General features: G+C 67.7%; 26 protein-coding genes. 13 read left to right on the top strand and 13 right to left on the bottom strand.

Going from position 1 to position 22,936, the window contains the following annotated elements; translation table 11 throughout:
- Nucleotides 1–2 precede the first annotated feature (2 nt).
- The 6 genes from K32_RS16300 to K32_RS16275 all read left to right on the top strand — a co-directional run bounded on the left by K32_RS16300 (nucleotide 3) and on the right by K32_RS16275 (nucleotide 4,983).
- Complete coding sequence (locus K32_RS16300) at nucleotides 3–491, top strand: tRNA (cytidine(34)-2'-O)-methyltransferase (RefSeq protein ID WP_201400533.1); 489 nt, start codon at nucleotides 3–5, stop codon at nucleotides 489–491.
- Between the two features lie 11 nt (nucleotides 492–502).
- On the top strand, nucleotides 503–1,390 hold the full coding sequence (gene hemF, locus K32_RS16295; RefSeq protein ID WP_201400532.1) for an oxygen-dependent coproporphyrinogen oxidase: 888 nt from the start codon (nucleotides 503–505) through the stop codon (nucleotides 1,388–1,390).
- A 332-nt stretch (nucleotides 1,391–1,722) separates the two neighbouring features.
- On the top strand, nucleotides 1,723–2,601 hold the full coding sequence (locus tag K32_RS16290) for an S-methyl-5'-thioadenosine phosphorylase (protein ID WP_201400531.1): 879 nt from the start codon (nucleotides 1,723–1,725) through the stop codon (nucleotides 2,599–2,601).
- Nucleotides 2,602–2,764: 163 nt separating this feature from the next.
- Entirely contained in the window at nucleotides 2,765–3,307 is a 543-nt protein-coding gene (locus tag K32_RS16285; RefSeq protein WP_201400530.1) for an adenine phosphoribosyltransferase, read from the top strand.
- A gap of 1 nt (nucleotide 3,308) precedes the next feature.
- Nucleotides 3,309–3,953 (top strand): glutathione S-transferase family protein, encoded by a 645-nt coding sequence (locus K32_RS16280; protein WP_201400529.1) that lies wholly within the window; start codon nucleotides 3,309–3,311, stop codon nucleotides 3,951–3,953.
- A 46-nt stretch (nucleotides 3,954–3,999) separates the two neighbouring features.
- Nucleotides 4,000–4,983, top strand: coding sequence for a DUF4282 domain-containing protein (locus tag K32_RS16275; RefSeq protein WP_201400528.1), 984 nt, complete (start codon nucleotides 4,000–4,002; stop codon nucleotides 4,981–4,983).
- A gap of 270 nt (nucleotides 4,984–5,253) precedes the next feature.
- On the opposite strand, the gene ychF is transcribed toward K32_RS16275, so the two are convergent.
- Genes ychF through K32_RS16260 form a run of 3 tightly spaced genes read right to left on the bottom strand, consistent with a single transcriptional unit; the run spans nucleotide 5,254 to nucleotide 7,808 of the window.
- Nucleotides 5,254–6,348: a redox-regulated ATPase YchF gene (gene ychF / locus K32_RS16270; RefSeq protein WP_201400527.1), complete on the bottom strand. Its 1,095-nt coding sequence runs from the start codon at nucleotides 6,346–6,348 to the stop codon at nucleotides 5,254–5,256.
- A gap of 8 nt (nucleotides 6,349–6,356) precedes the next feature.
- Entirely contained in the window at nucleotides 6,357–7,142 is a 786-nt protein-coding gene (gene pth / locus K32_RS16265; RefSeq protein WP_201400526.1) for an aminoacyl-tRNA hydrolase, read from the bottom strand.
- A gap of 39 nt (nucleotides 7,143–7,181) precedes the next feature.
- Nucleotides 7,182–7,808: a 50S ribosomal protein L25/general stress protein Ctc gene (locus K32_RS16260; RefSeq protein ID WP_201400525.1), complete on the bottom strand. Its 627-nt coding sequence runs from the start codon at nucleotides 7,806–7,808 to the stop codon at nucleotides 7,182–7,184.
- 269 nt (nucleotides 7,809–8,077) lie between these two features.
- Between K32_RS16260 and exbB the strand changes: the two genes are divergently transcribed.
- Together exbB and exbD are read left to right on the top strand one after the other, a co-directional pair.
- Entirely contained in the window at nucleotides 8,078–8,950 is an 873-nt protein-coding gene (exbB, locus tag K32_RS16255) for a tonB-system energizer ExbB (protein WP_201400524.1), read from the top strand.
- A gap of 8 nt (nucleotides 8,951–8,958) precedes the next feature.
- The gene (gene exbD / locus K32_RS16250) at nucleotides 8,959–9,378 is read left to right on the top strand and encodes a TonB system transport protein ExbD (protein WP_201400523.1); all 420 of its coding nucleotides are present in this window, start codon (nucleotides 8,959–8,961) and stop codon (nucleotides 9,376–9,378) included.
- Nucleotides 9,379–9,665: 287 nt separating this feature from the next.
- On the opposite strand, the gene K32_RS16245 is transcribed toward exbD, so the two are convergent.
- From K32_RS16245 to lgt, 5 genes are all read right to left on the bottom strand, one after another.
- The gene (locus K32_RS16245) at nucleotides 9,666–10,598 is read right to left on the bottom strand and encodes a ribose-phosphate pyrophosphokinase (protein WP_201400522.1); all 933 of its coding nucleotides are present in this window, start codon (nucleotides 10,596–10,598) and stop codon (nucleotides 9,666–9,668) included.
- Between the two features lie 151 nt (nucleotides 10,599–10,749).
- On the bottom strand, nucleotides 10,750–11,268 hold the full coding sequence (locus tag K32_RS16240; RefSeq protein ID WP_201400521.1) for a hypothetical protein: 519 nt from the start codon (nucleotides 11,266–11,268) through the stop codon (nucleotides 10,750–10,752).
- A gap of 112 nt (nucleotides 11,269–11,380) precedes the next feature.
- Nucleotides 11,381–12,151 carry a peptidoglycan editing factor PgeF gene (gene pgeF, locus K32_RS16235; RefSeq protein WP_201400520.1) on the bottom strand — a complete coding sequence of 257 codons (771 nt, stop codon included), beginning with the start codon at nucleotides 12,149–12,151 and terminating at the stop codon, nucleotides 11,381–11,383.
- 15 nt (nucleotides 12,152–12,166) lie between these two features.
- Entirely contained in the window at nucleotides 12,167–13,246 is a 1,080-nt protein-coding gene (locus tag K32_RS16230; protein ID WP_201400519.1) for a class I SAM-dependent methyltransferase, read from the bottom strand.
- Nucleotides 13,243–14,067: a prolipoprotein diacylglyceryl transferase gene (gene lgt, locus K32_RS16225; protein ID WP_201400518.1), complete on the bottom strand. Its 825-nt coding sequence runs from the start codon at nucleotides 14,065–14,067 to the stop codon at nucleotides 13,243–13,245. Before lgt ends, K32_RS16230 begins: the two co-directional genes overlap by 4 nt.
- Before the next feature lie 149 nt (nucleotides 14,068–14,216).
- On the opposite strand from lgt, the gene K32_RS16220 reads away from it, so the two are divergent.
- Complete coding sequence (locus K32_RS16220) at nucleotides 14,217–14,513, top strand: accessory factor UbiK family protein (protein ID WP_201400517.1); 297 nt, start codon at nucleotides 14,217–14,219, stop codon at nucleotides 14,511–14,513.
- 360 nt (nucleotides 14,514–14,873) lie between these two features.
- A complete protein-coding gene (locus K32_RS16215; protein WP_201400516.1) occupies nucleotides 14,874–15,209 on the top strand; it encodes a GIY-YIG nuclease family protein in 336 nt (111 codons plus the stop codon).
- Nucleotides 15,210–15,284: 75 nt separating this feature from the next.
- Here the strand turns inward: K32_RS16215 and K32_RS16210 are convergent, their stop codons facing one another.
- The gene (locus K32_RS16210; RefSeq protein WP_201400515.1) at nucleotides 15,285–16,172 is read right to left on the bottom strand and encodes a branched-chain amino acid aminotransferase; all 888 of its coding nucleotides are present in this window, start codon (nucleotides 16,170–16,172) and stop codon (nucleotides 15,285–15,287) included.
- Between the two features lie 254 nt (nucleotides 16,173–16,426).
- Here K32_RS16210 and K32_RS16205 point away from each other — a divergent pair, with 254 nt between their 5' ends.
- The 3 genes from K32_RS16205 to K32_RS16195 all read left to right on the top strand — a co-directional run bounded on the left by K32_RS16205 (nucleotide 16,427) and on the right by K32_RS16195 (nucleotide 19,247).
- Nucleotides 16,427–16,963, top strand: a complete 537-nt coding sequence (locus K32_RS16205) for a MarR family winged helix-turn-helix transcriptional regulator (RefSeq protein WP_244669545.1) — start codon at nucleotides 16,427–16,429, stop codon at nucleotides 16,961–16,963.
- Between the two features lie 35 nt (nucleotides 16,964–16,998).
- Complete coding sequence (locus K32_RS16200; RefSeq protein ID WP_201400514.1) at nucleotides 16,999–17,709, top strand: response regulator; 711 nt, start codon at nucleotides 16,999–17,001, stop codon at nucleotides 17,707–17,709.
- A gap of 158 nt (nucleotides 17,710–17,867) precedes the next feature.
- Complete coding sequence (locus tag K32_RS16195) at nucleotides 17,868–19,247, top strand: ATP-binding protein (protein WP_371813044.1); 1,380 nt, start codon at nucleotides 17,868–17,870, stop codon at nucleotides 19,245–19,247.
- A gap of 556 nt (nucleotides 19,248–19,803) precedes the next feature.
- On the opposite strand, the gene K32_RS16190 is transcribed toward K32_RS16195, so the two are convergent.
- The 4 genes from K32_RS16190 to proC form a co-directional block, all read right to left on the bottom strand.
- Nucleotides 19,804–20,646: a VOC family protein gene (locus tag K32_RS16190; RefSeq protein WP_201400513.1), complete on the bottom strand. Its 843-nt coding sequence runs from the start codon at nucleotides 20,644–20,646 to the stop codon at nucleotides 19,804–19,806.
- A 79-nt stretch (nucleotides 20,647–20,725) separates the two neighbouring features.
- On the bottom strand, nucleotides 20,726–21,079 hold the full coding sequence (locus K32_RS16185) for a tRNA-binding protein (RefSeq protein WP_201400512.1): 354 nt from the start codon (nucleotides 21,077–21,079) through the stop codon (nucleotides 20,726–20,728).
- Nucleotides 21,080–21,200: 121 nt separating this feature from the next.
- Nucleotides 21,201–21,896 (bottom strand): TetR/AcrR family transcriptional regulator, encoded by a 696-nt coding sequence (locus K32_RS16180; RefSeq protein ID WP_201400511.1) that lies wholly within the window; start codon nucleotides 21,894–21,896, stop codon nucleotides 21,201–21,203.
- A 59-nt stretch (nucleotides 21,897–21,955) separates the two neighbouring features.
- Nucleotides 21,956–22,780: a pyrroline-5-carboxylate reductase gene (gene proC, locus K32_RS16175; RefSeq protein ID WP_201400510.1), complete on the bottom strand. Its 825-nt coding sequence runs from the start codon at nucleotides 22,778–22,780 to the stop codon at nucleotides 21,956–21,958.
- Nucleotides 22,781–22,936: the final 156 nt, after the last annotated feature.

Here is a 22,936-nt window from a genome sequence, read left to right as displayed (position 1 = left end):
ATATGCCCCGCATTGCGCTCTACCAGCCTGACATTCCCCACAACACCGGCGCCATCCTGCGCTTCGCGGCTTGTGTGGGGGTGGAAGTCGACATCATCGAGCCGGCCGGCTTCGACCTGTCGGATCGTGGCCTGAAGCGGGCCGGCATGGACTATGTGGAGCGGGCGGCGCTCCGGCGCCACATTTCTTTCGCCGCCTTCGAGGATTGGCGGGCCGGCGAGGGCGGCCGGCTGGTGCTGCTCTCGACCAAGGCCGCGCTGCCCTATACCGATTTCGCCTTCCGGCCGGACGACATACTTCTCTTCGGCCGCGAGAGCGCCGGCGTGCCCGAATCGGTGCATGAACGGGCCGAAGCGCGACTGATCGTCCCGATGCGGCCGGGATTGCGCTCGATCAATCTCGCCATGACGGTCGCCATGGTAACAGGCGAGGCGTTGCGGCAGACCGGCGGCCTGCCGGGCGCCGAGATTGCTGCGGCTCAAGTTTGCTGAGGAAGACGAGAATGGCATTGCCTGACGCACTCGAGGACAAGAAGGCCCGCGCGAGCACCTGGTTCGCGGAACTGCAGGGCCGCATCATCGCCGGCTTCGAGGCGCTGGAAGACGCGGCCTCGCCGGCGCTCTATGGCGACAAGGTGGGCCGGTTCGAGCGCAAGCCGTGGCAGCGCACCGACCATACCGGCGCGCCGGGCGGCGGCGGCACGATGGCGCTGATGCATGGCCGGCTGTTCGAGAAGGTCGGCGTTCACGTCTCGGCCGTGCACGGCGCCTTCGCGCCGGAGTTCGCCAAGGATATTCCGGGCGCCGCGGAGGATCCGCGCTTCTGGGCCGCCGGCATCTCGCTGATCGCGCACATGACCAACCCGAACGTCCCGGCCGTGCACATGAACACCCGCATGGTGGTGACGACGAAGCAGTGGTTCGGCGGCGGCGCCGACCTGACGCCCGTCCTCGACCGCCGGCGCACGCAGGAAGACCCCGATACCATCGCCTTCCATGCCGCCATGCAGGGCGCCTGCGATCGCCACCCGGTCGCCGACTACGAGCGCTACAAGAAGTGGTGCGACGAGTATTTCTTCCTGAAGCACCGCAACGAGCCGCGCGGCATCGGCGGCATCTTCTATGACGGCCACAATTCCGGCGACTGGGACGCCGATTTTGCCTTCACTCAGGATGTCGGCGTCAGCTTCCTCGCCGCCTATGACGCGGCCGTGCGCGCCAATTTCGACACGCCCTGGACCGAGGCCGACCGCGAGGAACAGCTGATCCGGCGCGGCCGCTATGTCGAGTTCAACCTGCTCTACGACCGCGGCACGATCTTCGGCCTGAAGACCGGCGGCAACATCGACTCGATCCTGTCGTCGATGCCCCCCGTTGTGAAGTGGCCGTAGGGAGCGCCAAACCGCGACCATCATCCTGAGGTGCCCGGCGAAGCCGGGCCTCGAAGGAGGGTCCAGCGAATGCCGGCCGTCGCCCCGCGCTCGCAAGGGCGAGGACGTCCGGCGCCGGATGCGCGGAGGCATGGATTCCTGCTTTCGCAGGAATGACGGCGGAGCGTGTGGCGGCCGTCGTGTTCCACGAACGACCTCCAGCCTGAGACATCCCGCGACCATGAACCCGCTTGAGCTTGGCCGGGCGCTTTGCAATTCTCGGCGCCATCCTCGCGGGGCGCTTCGGAGGCCGGCGTGTCGCGCATGCACAAGGCCCGGACAGGTGCGGTTCCATGACCAAGGCGGTTCTCGGCATTATTGGCGGGTCGGGTCTCTATGACCTGCCGGGCCTCGAAGGCGCGGAGTGGCGGACGATCGAGAGCCCCTGGGGTGAGCCCTCGGATCAGCTCCGTTTCGGCCGCATCGGCGCGACGGAAATCGTCTTCCTGCCGCGCCATGGCCGCGGCCACCGGCTGTCGCCCTCCGGCATCAACTACCGCGCCAATATCGACGCTCTGAAGCGGGCCGGCGTGACCGACCTCGTCTCCGTCTCCGCCGTTGGCTCGCTGAAGCAGGAGCATTTTCCGGGCGAGTTCGTCGTGGTCGATCAGTTCATCGACCGCACCGTGGCCCGGCCCGCGAGCTTCTTCGGCAATGGCTGCGTCGCGCATGTCTCGATGGCGCATCCGGTCGCGCCGAAGCTCATCGAGCACATCCGCCATGCCGCCGAGGCCGAGTCGATCGACCATCATGTCGGCGGCACCTATGTCTGCATGGAGGGGCCGCAATTCTCCTCCGTCGCCGAGTCGCATCTCTATCGAAGCTGGGGCGCCTCGGTGATCGGCATGACCAACATGCCGGAGGCGAAGCTGGCGCGGGAGGCCGAGATCTCCTACGCGACCATCGCCATGGTCACCGATTATGATTGCTGGCATCCGGGCCACGCGGCAGTGTCGGTCGAGGCGGTGGTCAAGGTGCTCGGCGAAAACCGTGACAAGGCGCAGCGCCTGGTGGCGCGGCTGGCGCGCGATTTCCCGGCCGAGCACGAACCCTGTCCGGTCGGGTCCGATCGCGCGCTCGAGCACGCCATCATGACGGCGCCGCAGGCCCGCGACCCCGCATTGCTGGCGAAGCTCGACGCGGTTGCCGGACGCGTTCTCGGGGCTAAGTAACGGGGCAAGCGAGCCGTACACCGCCGGGCAGAGCCCGGCTCCGGCGCGCCGGGCGCGGGGAAACGCGGCCGACGTGCTACCTTATTCGCCGTCTTCGAACTGGACGCGGGGACCAAGCTGAGGCAAGCCTACGGCAGCGCCCCGCAGATATCTGAAAGCCACCATGACCTCTGCATTGAACGACATCGCCGCTTCGATCCGTACCATCGTGGACTATCCGAAGCCCGGCATCCAGTTCCGCGACATCACCACGCTGCTCGGCAATGCGCGGGCGTTCCGGCGCACGATCGACGAGCTGGTCCAGCCCTGGGCCGGCTCCAAGATCGACCAGGTGGCCGGCATCGAGGCGCGCGGCTTCATCGTCGGCGGCGCGGTGGCGCACCAGCTCTCGGCCGGCTTCGTGCCGATCCGCAAGAAGGGCAAGCTGCCGTTCACGACGGTCAGCATGTCCTATGCGCTCGAATACGGCACGGACGAGATGGAGATGCATGTCGACGCCGTCGGCAAGGGCGACCGCGTCATCCTCGTCGACGACCTGATCGCGACGGGCGGTACGGCCGAGGGCGCGGTCAAGCTGCTGCGCAACCGCGGCGCCATCGTCGAGGCCGCCTGCTTCATCATCGACCTGCCGGAACTCGGCGGCGCCGCCAAGCTACGCGCGCTCGATGTTCCCGTCCGCACGCTCGTTTCGTTCGAAGGGCACTGAGATGCCGCATTTCACCATCGTCATCGGGACGCGGCACTGGTCGAGCTGGTCGATGCGCCCGTGGCTGGCGCTTCGTCATACCGGCGCGCCGTTCGACGAGGTCGTGCTGCCGCACCGCACGCCGGCCGGCAAGGCCGAGGCGGTGGCGCTGGGGCCGACCGGGCTGGTGCCGCTGCTGATCGATCGCCGTGGCGACGAGCCGGTCAAGGTGTGGGATTCGCTGGCGATCTGCGAATATCTCGCCGAAAGCTATCCGGAAGCAGGCCTCTGGCCGGCCGACCGGGTCGCCCGCGCTACCGCCCGTTCGATCTCGGCCGAGATGCATTCGGGCTTCCGGCCGCTCCGGATTGCGCTCGGCATGGATCTCTTCGAGCATCTGCCGGGCGTCGGGCTGGACGAACCGGGCGTCGGCGCCGACATCGCCCGCATCGACACGATCTTCCGGGATTGCCGCACGGCCTATGGCCTCGACGGTCCGTATCTGTTCGGCCATTTCACCATCGCCGACGCCATGTATGCCCCGGTGATCAGCCGCATCCGCACCTATGAGCCCAAGATGTCCGACATCGCCGGTGAATATGTGGCGACAATGCTGGCCGATCCGGGCTTCAGGGCTTGGGAAGATGCGGCGCGTCGTGAATTGTGAGACTCTGGCGCGAGAGTCGTCTCGCGGGTTTTCTTAGGATGACGGAATGATCTCTTTTCTCGACCTCTTCAAATGGGATCGGTTCGTCGCGACGTCGTTCATCGAGCTGCTGTTCTGGCTGCTCGCGGCGGTCGCCGTGCTGCTCGGCATTTCCGGCCTCGTCGGCGGGATCTCGCTGGTCTCGACCAGTCCCGGGGGAGGGCTGCTGGCGATCGCCCTCAGCATCGTCGGCGCGCTGGCCGGCATCGTCGCGGCGCGGGTCGTCTGCGAAGCGGTCATCATGCTGTTCCGCGTCAACGAGAACCTGATGGACATCCGCGACAATCTCGGCGCCATCGATCGCCTCGCTCCGGCGCCGCATTCCGCACCCGCGCCTGTCGTTGCCGAGCTCTCCTTCGCCGAGGTTCTGGAAGAGGCGCTGGCCGAGCCGATGCTGCCTCCCGCCGCCACCGACGAGTTCCTCCGGGCCGATACGCGCGGGCTGGAGGCACGCTCCGCCGAGACGAGCTCGCTGGAAGCAAGGCTGGCCGAGATCCGGGCCCGCCGCGAGGGGACGAGCGCGCCGGCGCGCGTCGAGCCGGCGCCCGCCGTTTCGCCGCCGAGGCCCGCGCCTTCCAGCGCCAGGGGACATAGCGAGGAGCCGGCAGCGCCGGCATGGGCTCCGGAGCCCGCTCCCGCCGCGGCGCGGGCGCCCGCACCGGAGGTCCGGCCCGTTTCCGCGCCGAAGCACGCCGAGGCGAAGCAGCCCGAGAGCCGCAAGTCGGAACTCCGCAAGCCGGCCGCGAGCGACGAGCCCGTTCAGGCCAAGCCCGCAGAAGCCAAGCCTGTGGATGCCAAGCTGGCCGATGTCGCGCCCGCCGAGGTTGCCGTTACGCCGGTCGTGAAGCCGCCGGAAGGGGCCGCGCCGCAGGATGCGGGTGACGCGGCCGAGAAGCTCGTCGACGCGGCCAGCGACGCGCTGGCGCGCGAGGCTGAAAAGACGGCTGACATCGTCGCGGGCGACAAGCCGAAGGCGAACGACGCCGCCTGATCCCGTCCGGCACAGGATACAAAAAAGGCCCGGCGATGCGTTTGCCGGGCCTTTTTTGTATCGGGGTGAGTCCGCTTGAGTGTCGGGCTCGGACGCTCTTCTTCACCTCTCCCTGAGGGAGAGGTCGACGGCCGCAGGCCGGCGGGTGAGGGTTTACGCCCTCTCCGGATGGTTCCCTAAACCCTCACCCGGAGCTTCGCTCCGACCTCTCCCTCAGGGAGAGGTGAAAGGCAAGGCGGATGGATCGAGCGGGAGATCCGGGCCCAGCACTCAGGTGTTGAAGCGGAACAGCAGCACGTCGCCGTCGGCGACGACATATTCCTTGCCTTCGTCGCGGGCGCGGCCGGCTTCCTTGGCGCCGGCTTCGCCGCCGAGGCGGACATAGTCCTCAAAGGCGATGGTCTGGGCGCGGATGAAGCCGCGCTCGAAATCGGAGTGGATCACGCCGGCGGCCTGCGGCGCCTTGGTGCCCTGGGTGATCGTCCAGGCGCGGGCTTCCTTCGGGCCGACCGTGAAATAGGTGATCAGGCCGAGCAGGTCGTAGCCGGCGCGGATCAGGCGGTCGAGGCCGGGTTCCTCGAGGCCGAGCGTCTCCAGGAACTCTTCCTGCTCGGCGGCGTCGAGTTGCGCGATCTCAGCCTCGATGGCTGCCGAGATGGTGACGCAGCCGGCGCCCTGCGCCTTGGCCATCTCGAAGACGCGATCGGAAAAGGCGTTGCCGGTGGCGGACGCCGATTCCTCGACGTTGCAGACATAGAGGACCGGCTTCGAGGTCAAGAGGTTCAGCCCGTCGAAAAGCGGGCGATCCTCGGCCGAGACCTGGAGCAGGCGGGCCGGCTTGCCCTCGCGCAGCAGCTCCAGCACGGCGTCCATCATGACGACCTGCGCCTTGGCTTCCTTGTCGGTCGCGGCGCGCTTGCGCAGCGGCGCGACGCGGCGCTCGAGGCTGTCGAGGTCGGCGAGCATCAGCTCCGTCTCGACCGTCTCGGCGTCTGAAACCGGGTCGATCCGGCCTTCGACATGGGTGATGTCGCCATCCTCGAAGCAGCGCAGCACGTGCGCGATGGCGTCGACTTCGCGGATGTTGGCGAGGAACTGGTTGCCGAGGCCTTCACCCTTCGACGCGCCGCGCACCAGGCCGGCGATGTCGACGAAGGTGAGGCGCGTCGGCACGATCTGCTGCGACTTGCCGATCTCCGACAGCTTGTCGAGGCGCGGATCGGGCACAGCCACTTCGCCGGTATTGGGCTCGATGGTGCAGAACGGATAGTTCGCCGCCTGCGCCGCCGCCGTCTTGGTCAGCGCGTTGAAAAGGGTCGACTTGCCGACATTCGGCAGGCCGACGATCCCGCATTTGAAGCCCATGATGTTCCTTACTCGTCCTTGACGCCGAAGAGGCGCTTCAGCCCCGCCGCGAACGGCCCGCCGGCCGGCGATGAGGCTGGTGAAGTGGGGGCGGCGGAAGCGGCTGATGCCGCCGTGGTGGCCGGATCCTTGCCGCCGGGCTTGTCCGTCCTGGGAGCTTTCTCCGTCTTGGGAGCGTTCTCCGCCTTGGGCGAATTCTCCGTCTTGGGCGCCTTGGCCGGCTTCTCCGGTTCCAGGCTGCGGTGCAGCCGGTTGCCGAAGGTGCTGTCCTTGCCGTCCGCCAGCAGCGCCGCATTGTCGGCGACGGCGTCGAGCAGCGGGTTGATCCATTCGCCGTCGACGCGCGCGAAATCATGCAGGACATAGCCGTGCACGAGTTCCTTCGAACCCGGATGACCGATGCCGAGGCGCAGCCGGCGGTAGTCCTCGCCGATATGGGCGCTGATCGAGCGCAGGCCGTTGTGACCGCCATGGCCGCCGCCGGTCTTCATCCGGATCTTGGCGGCCGGCAGGTCGAGCTCGTCATGCATGACGACGATGTCGGCATTGGGAATCTTGTGAAACCGGGCGGCTTCGCTGACCGCGCGGCCGCTTTCGTTCATGTAAGTCTGGGGCTTCATCAGGAGCGTCTTCCGCCCCGCGAGCGTGCCCTCGGAGACCAGCGCCTGGAACTTGGAGCGCCAGGGGCTGAAGCCATGGCGGCGGTGGATCGCATCCGCCGCCATGAAGCCGATATTGTGCCGGTTGAGCGCGTATTGGCTGCCCGGGTTACCGAGACCGACAATGAGGAGCATCGTGCTTCCCCCACGCTGAACCGGAGAAGGGACCGAAGCTTACGCCTTGGCGGCGGGAGCAGCCTCAGCGGCCGCGGCTTCGCCTTCTTCGCTCTTCAGGCCAGCCGGGGCGGCGATCGTGGCGATCGTGAAGTCACGCTCCGAGACGATCGGGGTGACGCCAGCCGGCAGCTTGACGGCGGAGATGTGGACCGAATCGTTGAGATCGAGGCCGGTCAGGTCGACGACGATGTGATCCGGGATCGCATCGGCGGGGACCGTCGCGTCGATGTCATGACGGACGATGTTCAGCACGCCACCGCGCTTCAGGCCGGGCGACTGCTCTTCGTTGATGAACTGCACGGGGATCTGGACGTGCAGGGTCGAGCCAGCCGAGACGCGCAGGAAATCGATGTGGATCGGCTGATCGGTGACCGGATCGAGCGCGTAGTCGCGCGGAATCACGGTGATCTTCTGGCCGTCGACGTTGATCGTCGCGATCGTCGTCAGGAAGCCACCGCCGTGGAGCTTCATGAAGATCGTCTTGTGGTCCAGCTCGATCGCCAGAGGAGCCTGCTTGTTGCCGTAGATAACGGCCGGAATCTTGCCTTCGCGACGCGACGCCCGGGCGGCCCCCTTGCCCACGCGGTTGCGGACAGAGGCCGTGAGCTCGTAAGTATTGCTCATCGGTATTCTCCTTGTGTGAAACAGAAAAAGGCCGCGGTGCCTCCAGGGGTGTCGGCGCGGCCGGCGTCCTTATAGACGAGGCGGCCCGGCGGAACAAGCCGCGCGGGGCCCAAGCTGGCCCGAAGCCGGCCGGAACCGTGCCGTTCGCCGGGTCAAAGGGCGAAGCCGGCTCCGCATTCAAGCAGGGTAGAAATCCGGCGCGGGTTGCGCCGGCTTGGGCGGTGGGTTATTCGGACTATGAAACTCATCTTTAAGCGGTATGTCTGGCCATGCTCGGAAAGCTAAGTCGCGGTGCGGCTCTCCTCGTCGCGATCGTCGGTATCACGCTGTCGGTCGGGGCCGGTTCGGCCTATGGCCAGGCGGAAGCGCCGGCCATCGAGCAGGCGGCCCCGCCGGTGTTCGAGGCCCCGGAGATCGTCGGCGAACCCGGCGTCGACCGCGCGACCCTGCCGCATGATCTCTCCCCGGTCGGCATGTACATGCAGGCCGACATCGTCGTGAAGACGGTCATGATCGGGCTCGGCATCGCCTCGATCCTGACCTGGGCGATCTTCCTGTCGAAGTCGCTGGAACTGTTCGCCATACGCCACCGGACTCGCTCGCTCGCCGAGCGCATCACCCATTCGCGTTCGCTGGCCGAGGCCGAGACGCAGGTGGCGCGGCGGAAGAATACGGCGGCGCTCTTGGTGCAGGCGGCCGCCGAGGAGGTCGCCGTCTCCGCCGGGCTCTCGTCCGAGGGCATCAAGGAGCGCGTCGCTTCGCGCTTCGAGCGGATCGAATCCGCCGCCGGTCGCGAGATGATCCGCGGCACGGCGATCCTCGCCACCGTCGGCTCGCTGTCGCCCTTCATCGGCCTGTTCGGCACCGTCTGGGGCATCATGAATTCGTTCATCGGCATCAGCCAGGCGAACACGACCAATCTGGCCGTCGTCGCCCCCGGTATCGCCGAAGCCCTGTTCGCGACCGCGATCGGCCTCGTCGCCGCCATCCCCGCCGTGCTGTTCTACAACGTCTTCGCCCGCGTCATCGCCGGCAACAAGGCGTTGATCGCCGACGTGGCGGCGCAGACGCTGCGGCTGGTGTCGCGCGATCTCGACCGCGCCGAGGCGCGCGGCACCGCCCGTCTCGCCGCCGCGGAGTGAGGTAGACCATGGCCGCCAAGCTCAGCCATCACGACGACGAACTCGTCGAGAACAGCGAGATCAACGTCACGCCGTTCATCGACGTGATGCTGGTGCTCCTGATCGTGTTCATGGTCGCCGCGCCGCTCGCGACCGTCGATGCGCCGGTCGACCTGCCGCGCTCGAACGCCAAGGCGGCACCGCGCGCCGACAAGCCGCTGTTCCTGTCGCTGAAGGCGGACCTGTCGCTGGTGCTCGGCAACGACCCGGTCGCCGCCGACGGCCTCGGCGCGGCGCTCGACAACGCCACCAAGGGCAATCGCGAGGAGCGCCTCTATCTGCGCGCCGACCGCAAGGTGCCCTATGGCGACGTCATGGAGGTCATGAACAAGCTCCGCGACGCCGGATACGCCAAGGTGGCGCTCGTCGGCCTCGACGGCGGGCGGTAGAAGCCCGGACTGCGAGCGTTCGGCTTGGCTCCGCCATCATCCTGAGGTGCTTCGCGTTAGCGAAGCCTCGAAGGAGGATCCAGCTGGACACCCCCTCGCTCCGGCCAATCATGAGCGTTTCCTGGACCCTCCTTCGAGGCCCGGCTTCGCCGGGCACCTCAGGATGATGGTCGAGTTTCGGGAATGCGGTCCGGCGAGAATGTGAAAACGAAAAAGGCCCGGACTGCCTGACTGGCATCCGGGCCTTTTTGGTGTCCGCGCCGCCCGAGGGGCGGCGGCAACAAATATCAGATGAACAGGCTCGAGACCGACTTCTCGCTGGCGGTGCGGTTGATCGCTTCGCCGAGCAGGGTCGAGATCGAGGTGACGCGGATGTTGCGCGCCTGGCGGACGGCCTCGGTCGGCTGGATCGAGTCGGTGATCACCAACTCCTTCAGCACGGAATTGCTGATGCGGGCGACGGCGCCGCCGGAGAGCACGCCATGGGTGATGTAGGCGACGACCGACTTGGCGCCCTGCGCCAGCAGCGCCTCGGCGGCGTTGCAGAGCGTGCCGCCGGAATCGACGATGTCGTCGAACAGGATGCAGTCACGGCCTTCGACATTGCCGATGATGTTCATGACTTCCGACTCGCCCGGCCGCTCGCGGCGCTTGTCGACGATGGCGAGCGGCGCGTCGATGCGCTTGGCGAGCGCGCGGGCGCGAACCACGCCGCCGACGTCGGGCGACACCACCATGACATTCTCGAGCTCGTAGTGCTCCTTGATGTCGCGGGTGATCACCGGAACGGCGAACAGATTATCGGTCGGGATGTCGAAGAAGCCCTGGATCTGGCCGGCATGCAGATCGAGCGTCAGGACGCGATCGGCGCCGGCATTGGTGATCAGGTTGGCGACCAGCTTGGCCGAGATCGGCGTGCGCGGGCCGGCTTTGCGGTCCTGGCGGGCATAGCCGAAATAGGGGATCACCGCCGTGATGCGGCGCGCTGAGGAGCGGCGCAGCGCATCGATGATGATCAGGAGTTCCATCAGGTGGTCGTTGGCCGGGAAGCTGGTCGACTGGACGACGAAAACGTCCTCGCCGCGCACGTTTTCCTGGATTTCGACGAAGATTTCTTCGTCCGCGAACCGCCGGACCGAGCACTTGGCGAGCGGGATTTCGAGATAGGTGGCGATCGCCTCGGCGAGCACCCGGTTGGAGTTTCCGGCAACCAGCTTCAAGGTCTCGTGTCCCGACATGAGGAGATATTGGGAAAAATCGACCCCGTGAAGGGCCGTTCGTTCGAGCGGCGGCGTTGTACCAACTGCGCCGCCGCACTGCAAACGCGATTCGCGTGCGGGCGGCAAGCGCGGAATGAGATCGGGATCCCGATCAGGCCCCCGTTCCCCAGGCAACCAGCGAGGCGATGGTTCGCCGCGCGACATTCGAAAGCGTGGCCCCGTCGACGCCGAGCCAGGGATCCTGCGAGCCGTTGGTCGAGGTTTCCTGGCCGGAAATCCGATGGACGCGACGTCCGCCGGCATCGAAGACATCCCAGACATAGACCAGGATCGTGCCGGACGAGTCGCCGACGGCGGACAGATAGCCCTTGATCACGTAGTTCGCCTGCGCGTCGCCCGAGGGAACGAGCGCGACGTTTTGCGCCGCCGCCTCCTGGGCAAGCTGCGTCGACAGGCTCGACAGAATGTTCGGCGGCGCACCGGTCACCGGGGCGAACGAGAATTTTGCGGTCGCGAAGGGGATGGCCGGCCGGGCGGGCGCGCTGCTGTCCGAAGACGTCGCGGACGCGGCCGGCTGACCGGAGCTCAGCGTGTTGTTGCAGGCCGCCAGTGCGAACGTCGCCAACAGGATGGCGATGCAGCCCAGCAGCGGATTTCCCTTCACCATCATGGCGATCGTCCTTCCGGCGCGGTCGTCAGGACCCCGAAATCCTGTCTAGCTTCTATTCGTCGTGTGGTCCAGAACGGCTTTACTTCCGGTGGTGAATCCGACGCCGATCCCGTCATGCGGCGAGGGCGATCGCGTGCAGCAGGCGGCCATAATCCGGCTCGCCGGCATGTGTCGTGCGCCGGTAGGAGAAGAAGCGTTCGGGATCGGCATAGGTGCAGAGCCCGAGATCGCCGACCGACCCGACGCCGGCGGCGCGCAGCCGCATGCCGATGAAGGCCGGCAGGTCGAACTGGTGGTGGTCGGCGCGCGGCGAGGGCGTGAAGAAGGCGGCGTTGTCCGCTTCCGCCTCGACGAAGCGGGCGCGGAATTCGGGGCCGACCTCATAAGCTGATTTCGAGATCGTAGGGCCCAGCACGGCGACGATGCGGTCGCGGCGGGCGCCGAGGCCTTCCATGGCGGCGATCGTCGCCTCCAGCACGCCGGTGAAGGCGCCCTTCCAGCCGGCATGCGCGGCGCCGACGACGCCCGCCTCGCCATCGGCGAACAGGACGGGGCCGCAATCGGCCGTGCCGACGCCGATCGCGATGCCGGGCCGGTTGGTCACCACCGCGTCGGCCTTGGGGCCGTCGCCGGTCGCCCAGACCGCGTCGACGACGACGACGTCGGGGCTGTGCACCTGGTAGGGCGTCGCCAGCCTGTCCGCCGCCACGCCGAGGTCGGCGGTGACGCGGGCGCGGTTTTCCAGCACATGGCCCCGCTCGTCGGCCGAGCCGACGCCGCAGTTCAGGCTTGCATAGATGCCGTCGGAAACGCCGCCGCGACGGGTGAAGAAGCCGTGCCGGATGCCGGGGAGGTCGGAAAGCAGGTCAGCGGTGATCTTCATGGGATACTCCCTGGGTTATCCGAACGGGGGAACGGCGAGATCGCCGCCGGTCACGCAGAGGACCTTGAACAGCGTCCCCATCGCCTCCGGGCCGGCCAGCCGCTCGACGGCGGCGCGGATCGCGTCCTGCGTCGCCGGGTCCTTGCCGGCGCCGAGGCGGCCGGCGCGCTCGAGGAGGCCGAGGGCGAGCAGGAATTCGCCCTGCGTCCAGATCGGCGAGGGCCGGGCGCCCTGCGCGGTGGCGACGCGGGAGAGCGCCGCGAAATCGACATGCACCGTCAGGTCGGCCTCGCCCGGATGGGCGAGCGGATCGTCGAAGCGGTGGCCGCGCACCGCCTGCAGCGTGTCGCCGAAGCCTTCGCCGGCATGGCCGTAGTCGATCGCGAGCAGCGCGCCGCCGAAGCGCCTGAGCCGATCGGCGAGGGTGGCCATGATGGCGGCCGAGATGGTGGCGACCTCCAGCGTCGCGCCGGCCGGCGCCCGCTCGTCGGCGCCGTCGATCCGGGCGCCGGGCCGCAGCCCGAAGGCGAGCGCGCCGTCGCGAAGGCCCACCATCCGCTCGGCCCAGCCCTCGTCGGTGCGAAGAAACTGGCGGATCGGCAGCGCATCGAAGAACTCGTTGGCGAGAAGGATGGCGGGACCGTCGGGAAGATCGTCGACCCGCTCCAGCCATTCGATGGCGTGGCCGTCGAGCGTCTCGCGCTGGACCGCGCGCAGCCGCTCGCTCGTCTCGACGAGGTGGATCCGCGCCGCGGCGAGAAAGGCCGGCTCGATCCGCGCGGCGCGCAGCGCGTCGGCCATCAGCGTGCCGCGGCCGGGGCCGATTTCGGCCAGCACGAACTCGCTGGGACGTCCCATGCGCCGCCAGCACTCGACCGCCCACAGGCCGATCAGCTCGCCGAACATCTGGCTGACTTCCGGCGCCGTGATGAAATCCCCCGCCGCGCCAAAAGGCTCGCGCGTCATATAGTAGCCGTGCTCGGGATCGCCGAGGCAGGCGGCCATGTAGTCGGAGACGGTGATCGGTCCGAGCGCCTCGATCCGACGGACGAGTTTCTCGCCGAGCGGCGTCGTTTTCGCGCCGACCGGCGTCATGCGGTGGCGACCGGCCGCCGCGAGGCGACGACGAGCAGAATGATGCCGGCGATCACCAGCGGCAGCGACAGCAGCATGCCCATGGTCAGCCCGCCGGAGAGGTAGCCGATCTGGATGTCCGGCTCACGGAAGAACTCGGAGAAGATGCGGGCGAGGCCATAGCCGATGGCGAAGATAGCGGAGACGAAGCCCGGCTGCCGCAGGCGCAGCTGCTTGTGGGTGAAGAAGCGCAGCACCAGGAACAGCACCAGCCCCTCCAGCAGCGCCTCGTAGAGCTGGCTCGGATGCCGGGGCTGGCCGTCGGCATGCGGGAAGATGATCGCCCAGGCGACGTCGGTCGGCCGGCCCCAGAGCTCGCCATTGATGAAATTGGCGATGCGGCCGAACAGCAGGCCGAAGGTCACCGACGGCGCGACGACGTCGATCAGCGACCAGGTCGGAATTTTTCGCGAACGAGCGAACAGAACCATGGCGAGGACGGTGCCGAGGAAGCCGCCATGGAACGACATGCCGCCGTTCCAGACCTGCAGGATCTCGATCGGGTTCGCCAGGAACTGGTCGAGGCCATAGAATAGCACGTAGCCGAGCCGGCCGCCGAGGATGATGCCGAGCGTCGCCCAGACGACGAAATCGTCGATGTCGATGGGCTTCATCGGCGCACCGGCCGGACCCCAGAGGGCGGGATTGGCGACGAGGCGCTTGGCGTACCACCAGCCGATCAGGATGCCGACGATATAGGCGAGGGCGTACCAGCGGATGGCGAACGGACCGATCTCGATCAGCGTCGGGTCGATGGCCGGGAAGGGCAGGGCGAACAGCATGGGGGGCTCCGGCAGTCAGTCGGGGGCATTGGTGCGCTGATCCGGGGGGAAGGGTCAAGTCCGGGCGTGCGCGACCCGTCGACACCTTGTTCGCGCGGCTCCCGGCAACCATACTAGAACCAATAAGTTGTTTCCCCGGAGGCTGCCCCATGAACACGACCCCGAACCGGCTGTTCGACGAATTCGCCAAGCTGATGACCGACGCCGCCGGCATGGCGCAGGGGGTCAAGCGCGAGGCCGAGACGGTGATGAAGCACCAGGCCGAGCGGCTGTTCGCCGACATGGATTTCGTCAAGCGCGACGAGTTCGACGTCGTCCGCGAGATGGCGCAGAAGGCGCGCGCCGAAAACGAGGCGCTTTCGGCTAAGGTGGCCGAGCTCGAGGCGAAGCTCGCCGTGCTCACCCAGGGCCACGTGGTGGCGGCGCCGAAGTCAGACGAACACTGACGGGGAGCTTTCCGCGAGCCGCCGGGTTCGGTTGGTTCCCAAGGATATGGGGGGACCCGGCCTCGCCTTCGCCCCACGCTCGCCGTCATCCCGGCCTCCGAGCCGGGATCCATTTCCGCCGGGTTGCGTGTCGCGCGGGGTCTTGAGCGTGGGTCGGCATGGATCCCTGCTTTCGCAGGGATGACGGCGGAGGGTGGCCCTCCGGCTTGCGCAGTGGATGCCGGCGCAGCGAGTCGTTTTGAACGATATACGGCTCAGCTTGCTCATTTACACCCGGGTAATATTGACTTCCCAATATCGCCCGGGTAAAAGGCCGGCTTGGCGTGGCTGGGTGGTCGCGCGCGTCCAGGAGCGGATGACATGCAGCGCGACGACAAAAAAGCGGCGATCGCGGCTTACAAGAAACGGGAAGACACGCCCGGCATCTATGCCGTCCGCTGCGCCGCGAGCGGTCAGGCCTGGGTCGGCAAGACCCCCAATCTCGACGCCATCCAGAACCGGCTCTGGTTCACCCTCGGCCATGGCAGCTGCACCTCGGCGAGCCTGCAGAAGGCCTGGCGCGAGCATGGCGAGGCCGCGTTCGCCTTCGAGATACTGGAGCGGCTGGAGCCGGAAGAGTCTGCCTATATCCGCAACGCGCTGCTGAAGGAGCGCGGCCTTCACTGGCGGAGCGCACTCGGCGCCGAGACCGTCTGACTTCCCGACAAAGAAAAACGGCCGGAGAAATCTCCGGCCGTTGCTTTATTCAGGCTGCGCGGGCAGCTATGGGATTTAGGCTGAGACCTCGGCCGGCTGGACCAGGTCCGTATAGGCCTGCATCAGGTCAGCGCTGATCTTGCCCGGCGTGAACTTGTATTCGCCGATCTCCGAGACGGGCGTGACTTCGGCGGCGGTGCCGCAGAGCCAGCATTCCGAGAAGGTCGACAGTTCTTCCGGAGCGATGCGGCGCTCGATCACCTCGATGCCCCGGGCCTTGGCGAGGCCGATGACCGTCTGGCGCGTGATGCCGTTCAGGAAGCGGTCGGCCTGCGGGGTGTGGATGACGCCATCCTTGACGAAGAACACGTTGGCGCCGGTCGCCTCGGCGACGTTGCCTTCCCAGTCGAGCATCAGCGCGTCGGCATAGCCGCGGGATTCGGCCGCGTGCTTGGAGATCGTGCAGATCATGTAGAGGCCGGAGGCCTTGGCGAGCGACGGCGCCGTCTTCGGGTCGGGACGACGGTACTTCGCCCAGTCGAGCCGGATGCCCTTCAGGCGCTCGGCAGGCGAGAAGTAGGACGGCCATTCCCAGGCGGCGATGGCGACGTTGATCCGGTTCTTCTGGGCCGAGACGCCCATGGCCTCGCTGCCGCGCCAGGCGATCGGACGCAGATAGCCGTCGGTCAGGCCGTTCTTGGCCAGCGTCGCGTTGCAGGCCTCGTCGATCTCCTCGATCGTGTAGGGGATCTTGAAGTCGAGGATTTCGGCCGAAAGGAACAGGCGTTCGGTATGCTCGCGCAGCTTGAAGATCTCGCCGCCATAGGCGCGCTCGCCCTCGAACACGGCGCTCGCATAGTGCAGGCCATGGGTGAGTACGTGAATCTTCGCGTCCTTCCACGGAACGAAGGATCCGTTCATCCAGATCCAACCATCTTTCTGGTCGAAGGGAACCGCGCTCATCTTCCTCACTCCTTATCGGCCGCCGGTGCGGTCGCGCCCTGTTGGCGTTGATTATCGTGCTTACTTCTCGCGCCAGACGGGCAAAGTAAAGTCGGATCTGGCGACGAGTTTTTGCGCGGTTTTGAAACAGTCGGTAATGTGCCGGTCGAAACGCCATCGCGCGGGCCTGGCTCGCGGGGTGGGAAACGGCGGGCGCGTTCGATCATTTCGCCGCGACCAGTGATTAGGTAACAATCGAACCAAAATATGTCAATATGGCTGACATAAATTTCGCCACCGATTCGAAGGGACAGGCATCTGTGCAGCGCGACGAGACCGTGACACCGCCGCTATCGATTCAGCAGCAGCCCGAACTCGTCCTGATTGAGCTCCTGTTCTATGCCTATCGGGACTTCGTGTCGGATCCCGATGTCGTGCTGGCGAAGTTCCAGTTCGGCCGCGCGCATCACCGCGTCGTCCACTTCGTCAACCGGCATCCGGGCATGCGCGTCGCCGACCTGCTCGACATCCTGAAGATCACCAAGCAGAGCCTCGGGCGGGTGCTGAAGCAGCTGATCGATACCGGCTATATCGAGCAGGTGCCGGGGCCGGTCGACCGGCGGCAGCGGCTGCTCTATGCCACCGCCAAGGGCAGGGCGCTCGACCAGCGCCTGACCGAACCGCAGGCGGAACGCATCCGCGCCGCGCTGGCGCCGCTGGGGCCGGAAGGCCGTCTGGCGGCGGAGCGTTTCCTTCGGTTGATGATCGATCCGGCCGAACGGGATAAGGTCGCCCAGATGATCGAACAGTGAGTGCCTGCGGAGTCTGCGGCGTGGAGTATGCGGAAATGAGCGATTTGGCGACGGACGCCCTGCCTGATGACGCGCCGCATCTGCTGGTCATCGACGACGATGCCCGCATCCGGACGCTGCTATCGCGCTATCTGAACGACAACGGATTCCGCGTCGATGTCGCCGCCAACGCGGCGGAGGCGCGCAAGCTGCTCGGCGGGCTCGCCTTCGACCTGCTGGTCGTCGACGTGATGATGCCGGGCGAGAACGGCCTCGACCTCCTGAAGAGCCTGCGCGAAAGCATGGACGTGCCGATCCTGATGCTGACGGCGCGGACGGAAATCGACAGCCGGATCAAGGGGCTGGAACTCGGCGCCGATGATTATCTCGGCAAGCCGTTCGAGCCGCGCGAGCTGCTCCTGCGCATCAACGCCATCCTGAAGCGCGGCACCGCCCCGGCGGCGCCGCTGATCGAGCAGGTGCGCTTCGGCCCGTTCACCTTCCACATCGCCCGGCGCGAACTCCGGCGCGGACAGGAGACGATCCGGCTGACCGACCGCGAGCGGCAGATCATGGCCGTCTTCGCCGAGACGCCGAACGAGACGGTGCCGCGTCTCTCGCTTCTGGCCGAGGATGAGCCGGCCGGCGAGCGGACCATCGACGTGCAGATCAATCGGCTGCGGCGCAAGATCGAGGTCGATCCCGCCAATCCGCTGTTCCTGCAGACCGTGCGCGGCATCGGCTACCGGCTGGTGACGGAAGCGTGATCGAGGCCGACGATCGCGAACAGGCCCCGGCAGACAGGGGATTGGTGCGCATGGAGAAGCCGTCGCATTCCTTCCAGCGCCGCGCTACCGGCGGCTGGATGGAGTGGCCCGCCGTCGTGGCGCTGCGGCGGCTTGGCCGCTCGCCGGCCGTCAACACCATGCGCCGCGCGGCGCGGCGGGCGGAGCCCTTCTTCGACGCTCTGCTGGTGCCCTACCGCTTCATCGGCAAGCGGCTGGCCGCCGCGATGCCGAAGGGCCTTTATGCGCGCGCGCTGATCATCATCATCACGCCGATCGTCATCCTGCAGTCGGTCGTCGCCTTCGTCTTCATGGAGCGGCACTGGCAGACGGTGACGCAGCGCCTGTCGGCCGCGACGGTGCGCGACATCGCCGCGATCGTCGACCTGATCGACACCTATCCGGCCGATCCGAATTTCACCCAGATCATCCGCATCGCGCAGGATCGGCTCGACCTGATCGTCTCGGTGACGCCGAACGAGACCTTGCCGCCGGCGGCGCCGAAACCGTTCTTCTCGCTGCTCGACAGCGCGCTGTCGAAGGAGATCGGCCGGCAGATCAACAAGCCGTTCTGGATCGACACGGTCGGCCGCTCCAACCTGGTCGAGATCCGCATCCAGCTCGGCGACAAGGTGCTGCGCGTGCTGGCGCGGCGCAGCCAGACCTATGCGTCGAATTCGGAGATCTTCATCTTCTGGATGGTCGGCACCAGCCTGGTGCTGCTCGCCATCGCCATCGCCTTCCTGCGCAACCAGATCCGGCCGATCCAGCAGCTCGCCGACGCGGCCGAGGATTTCGGCATGGGCCGCGAGACCGCCGACTTCAACCCGCGCGGCGCGCGCGAGGTGCGGCGCGCCAGCGCCGCCTTCATGGAGATGCGCCATCGCATCGAACGGCAGATGGAGCAGCGCACCACCATGCTGGCCGGCGTCAGCCATGACCTCCGCACGGTGCTGACGCGCTTCCGCCTGCAGCTGGCGCTGCTTCGGGAGACGCCGGACATAAGGGCGATGCGGCGCGACGTCGACGATATGCAGCGCATGCTGGAAGGCTATCTGGCGTTCGCCCGCGACGATGCCGACGAGCCGACGGCGGCGACGAACATCGGCACCTTGATGGCTGAAGTCGCCGAGAACGCCCGCCGCGTCGGCCATAACGTGGCGCAGGAATTCCGCGGCGATCCGATCGTCAGCCTGCGCCCGAACGACTTCAAGCGCCTCTTGTCCAATCTGGTCATGAACGCCTGCCGCCATGGCGACAGCATCCGCCTGCACGGCGTGCATACGGATGGCTGGCTGGTCATCCATGTCGACGACGACGGCCCCGGCATCGACGAGCTGGAGCGCGAGGCGGTGTTCCGGCCGTTCTACCGGCTGGACGAGGCGCGCAATCTCGACGAGAGCGGCACCGGCCTCGGCCTGCCGATCGCCCGCGACATCGCCCGCTTCCACGGCGGTGACGTCACCCTCTCGGAAGCCCCCGGCGGCGGCCTCCGCGCCACGGTAAGGATTCCGGCGTAAAGGGGCGCGTCATTCACGTCTCCCTGCTCAGGGAGAGGTGAAGGGGCCGTTCCGCCCGGAAATCACAAGCTCCGTCATTCCTGCGAAAGCAGGAATCCATCGCTCCGCCGCGGTAACCTCGACGGCTGGCAACCCGGCGGAAATGGATCCCGGCTCGGAGGCCGGGATGACGGCGAGGGTGGGGGACGGCCGGAGATCCCTCCGCAGGCGCCGGCGGCGCAATTCCCTCTGCCGTCAGGTGGCAAGCTCGTGCGGAAACGGTACCGTCCTTCATCTCTCCCTGAGGGAGACCTTTGCGCAACATCGCCTTCATCGCGCTGATCAGACCTTGCCACCCTCCGCCGTCATCCCGGCGAAGGCCGGGATCCAGACCCACCGGCCTCTGGCCGATAGGCTGGGCCAAGCCTTCTTGGCCGGTGTTCATGGGCCCCGGCCTCCGCCGGGGCGACCGCGCGCTGCCCTTAGGCATTGGACCCGCATGGCGACCTTCGGTGTTCTGCAAAGGTCTCCTCAGGGAGAGGTGAAGGACGGGCGCTCGCTGGAAGGAGGCTGTCACTCAGCCGCCGGGGCGGAGGCGGACGCGTGTGCCCCAGGGATCGGAAAGCTCCCGCTCGAAGGGGATGCCGGTGCCGGCGAGGGTGACGTAGGCGAGGCCGGCGCGGGCGGGATCGCGCGGGCCGGCGCCCCGGCTCTGCCAGCTGTTGGCGCCGACATGGTGGTGGTAACGGCCGGAGGAGAGGAACGAGGCGCTCGGCATCGCCGTGACCTGTTCGAGGCCGACCTCGTGCTGCCACCACGCTGCCGCCGCCCTCGCGTCGCCGACGCGCAGGTGGATATGGCCGATGCGCAGGAATTCCGGCGCGCCCTGCCAGCGGTCGGCGGGGCTGTTCAGCTCGCCGACGATGGCGTTGACGTCGAGCGGGTCCGTCGCCATCCGGATCGTGTCGCCATCCCAGGCCCAGGCCTCGGCCGGCCGGTCGGCGTAGACCTCGATGCCGTTGCCCTCGGGATCGGTCAGGTAGATGGCCTCGCTGACGAGATGGTCGGCGGTGCCGTCGACGGGCACCCGCGTTTCGCTCGCATGCAGGATCCAGCGGGCGAGATCGGCGCGCGAGGGCATCAGGAAGGCGGTGTGGAACAGGCCCGCCTGGCGCGTGTCGTCGGCCGGCGCGCCGCGCGAAGCCGGCTCGATGACGAGGAAAGGCACGCCGCCGGCGCCGAGCGTCGCCGTGCCGGCGGGGCCGGCAAGCGTCTCCAACCCCAGCAGGGCGCGGTAGTATTCGGCGAGCTTCTCGACGTCATGCGCCCTGAGGCCGACCTCGGCGACATGGATCGGCCGCGTCAGCGCGAAGGGCAGGCCGGTGGCTTTCCTGGCGGTATCGGTATCCGGATGGCTCATGGGCACGACCTCTGGTTGATACCGTTATCTAGGCCCTTGCGAGGGCGGCCGACAGCCGCCGACGGGTGAACACACCGTATCAGAAAAGCCGGCCGCCATCCGGGACGGCGCGCTCGACCGCCGTCAGCACCACGTCGCCCTCGGCGTCCGGCATGCCAAGCGTCAGGACTTCCGACATGAAGGGGCCGATCTGGCGCGGCGGGAAATTGACCACAGCCAACACCTGCCGGCCGATCAGTTCTTCGGGCTGGTAGTATTTGGTGATCTGCGCCGACGACTTCTTGCGGCCGATCTCGGGGCCGAAATCGATCACCAGCTTGATCGCCGGCTTGCGTGCCTCCGGGAAGGGGGCGGCCTCGACGATGGTGCCGACGCGGATGTCGACCTTGAGGAAATCATCGAAGCCGATCGTCTTCGGGGCGGGCGCGTCCATCTCATGTCTCCGTTGGCCTGTGCCTTCGGGGTAGCATGGTCAGGCGTCGCGTCAAGCCGGCGACCGTTTTCGAGCGAAGTGGATGCCGGTTCGCATGAAGAAAACGCGACCGAACAATGGCTCAGGCGGCGGGCGCCGCCGTGTCCGGGTCCCTGCGGCCGCGCCGCTTCGGGCGGCGATGCTCGAACCTGGCGCCGACGCGGCAGAGGAGGTCGATCGCCTTGTCGCCGCGGCGCGACCAGGTCTCCGCCTGCTCGAGCGCCCGATCGACCGCCGCCATGGTGCGCGACAGGTCCGGATCCTCGTCCTTGCGCCAGACCGGCAGGATGCGCGCCGTCATCAGCACGAAGCCCTGCGTCCGCGCCGCGCCGCGCAGGCCCCCGGTAGAGACATCGGCGGCGGCCAGCATGAAGCGCGCGCTGTCGAGCGCCAGCCGGTTCAGGCAGAGCGCGAGGCCGGGGTCGCGCCGGGCGGCGTCGGCGACATGGCCGATGGCGACGCGATAGGGCGCCAGGATATCGAGCCGCTTCATGATCAGGTCGAACAGCCGGTCGCGCGCCGTCTCCTCGGGCGAGGGCGCGTCGGCGATATCGAGCACGGCGCGGTCGATCCGGCGCAGGAAATCGGCCAGGATCGACAGCTTGCCGTCATAGGTCGTGCGCAATTCGCCGAGCGAGACGTCCGCCCGGGCCGCGATCTCGCCGAGGCCGATGTCGGCGAAGGGCTTTTCGGCGAGCAGCGCCAGGAACGCGTCGATGATGCTGTCGGCCGGTGTCGGCCCCTTGGATTTTTCGGCCGCCGATTTTCCAGTCGCCATGATCGGATCTCCTGTTCAGACCTTCATCTAGGCATCGAATAGGGCGGTGACGAGTCCGGTCAGCCGGCCAGTTCCTCGGCGCGGCGCTTGGCGGCGGCGACGGCCTTGGCCATGAGCGGCGCCAGTCCGTCCTCCGCCATCAGCACCTCGAGCGCAGCGGCGGTGGTGCCGCCCGGCGAGGTGACGTTCTTGCGCAAAGTATCGGCGGGAAGCGGCGACTGGTTGAGCAGCTCGCCGGCGCCGACGATCGTCTGGCGCGCGAAACGGGCGGCGAGTTCCGGCGAGAAGCCGGCCTCGACGCCTGCGGCGGCGAGCGCCTCGACGAGCAGGAAGACATAGGCCGGGCCGGAGCCCGAGACGGCCGTCACCGTGTCGATCAGGCTCTCGCTGTCGACCCAGCCGACCTCGCCGACGGCCGCCAGCAGCGCGTCGACGATCGCCCGGTCGGCGTCGGTCACGGCGGCGTTGGCGAAGGCGCCGGTCATGCCGCGCCCGACCTGGGCCGGCGTGTTCGGCATGGTGCGGACGATGGCGCCGCCGAGCGCCGTCTCCAGCGTCGCGATCGTCGTGCCGGCGGCGATCGAGACCGTTACCGTCTCCGGACCGATGAGCGCGCGCACGGCCGGCAGCGCCGCGCCCATCATCTGCGGCTTGACGGCGAGCAGCAGCACGCGGGCGGTGACGTTCTCAGGCGCGCTGGTCTCGTGGCGGACGCCGTGGCCGGCCAGCAGCGTGAGCGTCTCGGCCGGCGGATTGGGGTCGACGACGAGGACGGCCTTCGGATCGAGGCCGCTCGCCAGCCATCCGGTCAGGAGCGCGCCGCCCATCTTGCCGGCGCCGATCAGGACGATGGGAGAGGAGGGCGTGAGGGCGGAAAGGGACATGCGGAAACGCTCGGGCTCGGGGGACGACATCTCGGGTGACGTCTTCCTCTACGCGTCAGGACGGCGCGGCGGAAGCCGTTTCCGGCCCCTGCGCAGAAAGAATGCCGCGCGGAGCAACAAGCAGCGCGCCGAGGAAGAAGGTCGCGATTGGAGGGA

It is taken from the genome of Kaistia sp. 32K (genome assembly GCF_016629525.1).
Lineage (GTDB): Bacteria > Pseudomonadota > Alphaproteobacteria > Rhizobiales > Kaistiaceae > Kaistia.
This window is presented reverse-complemented; position numbering and strand designations above follow the sequence as displayed.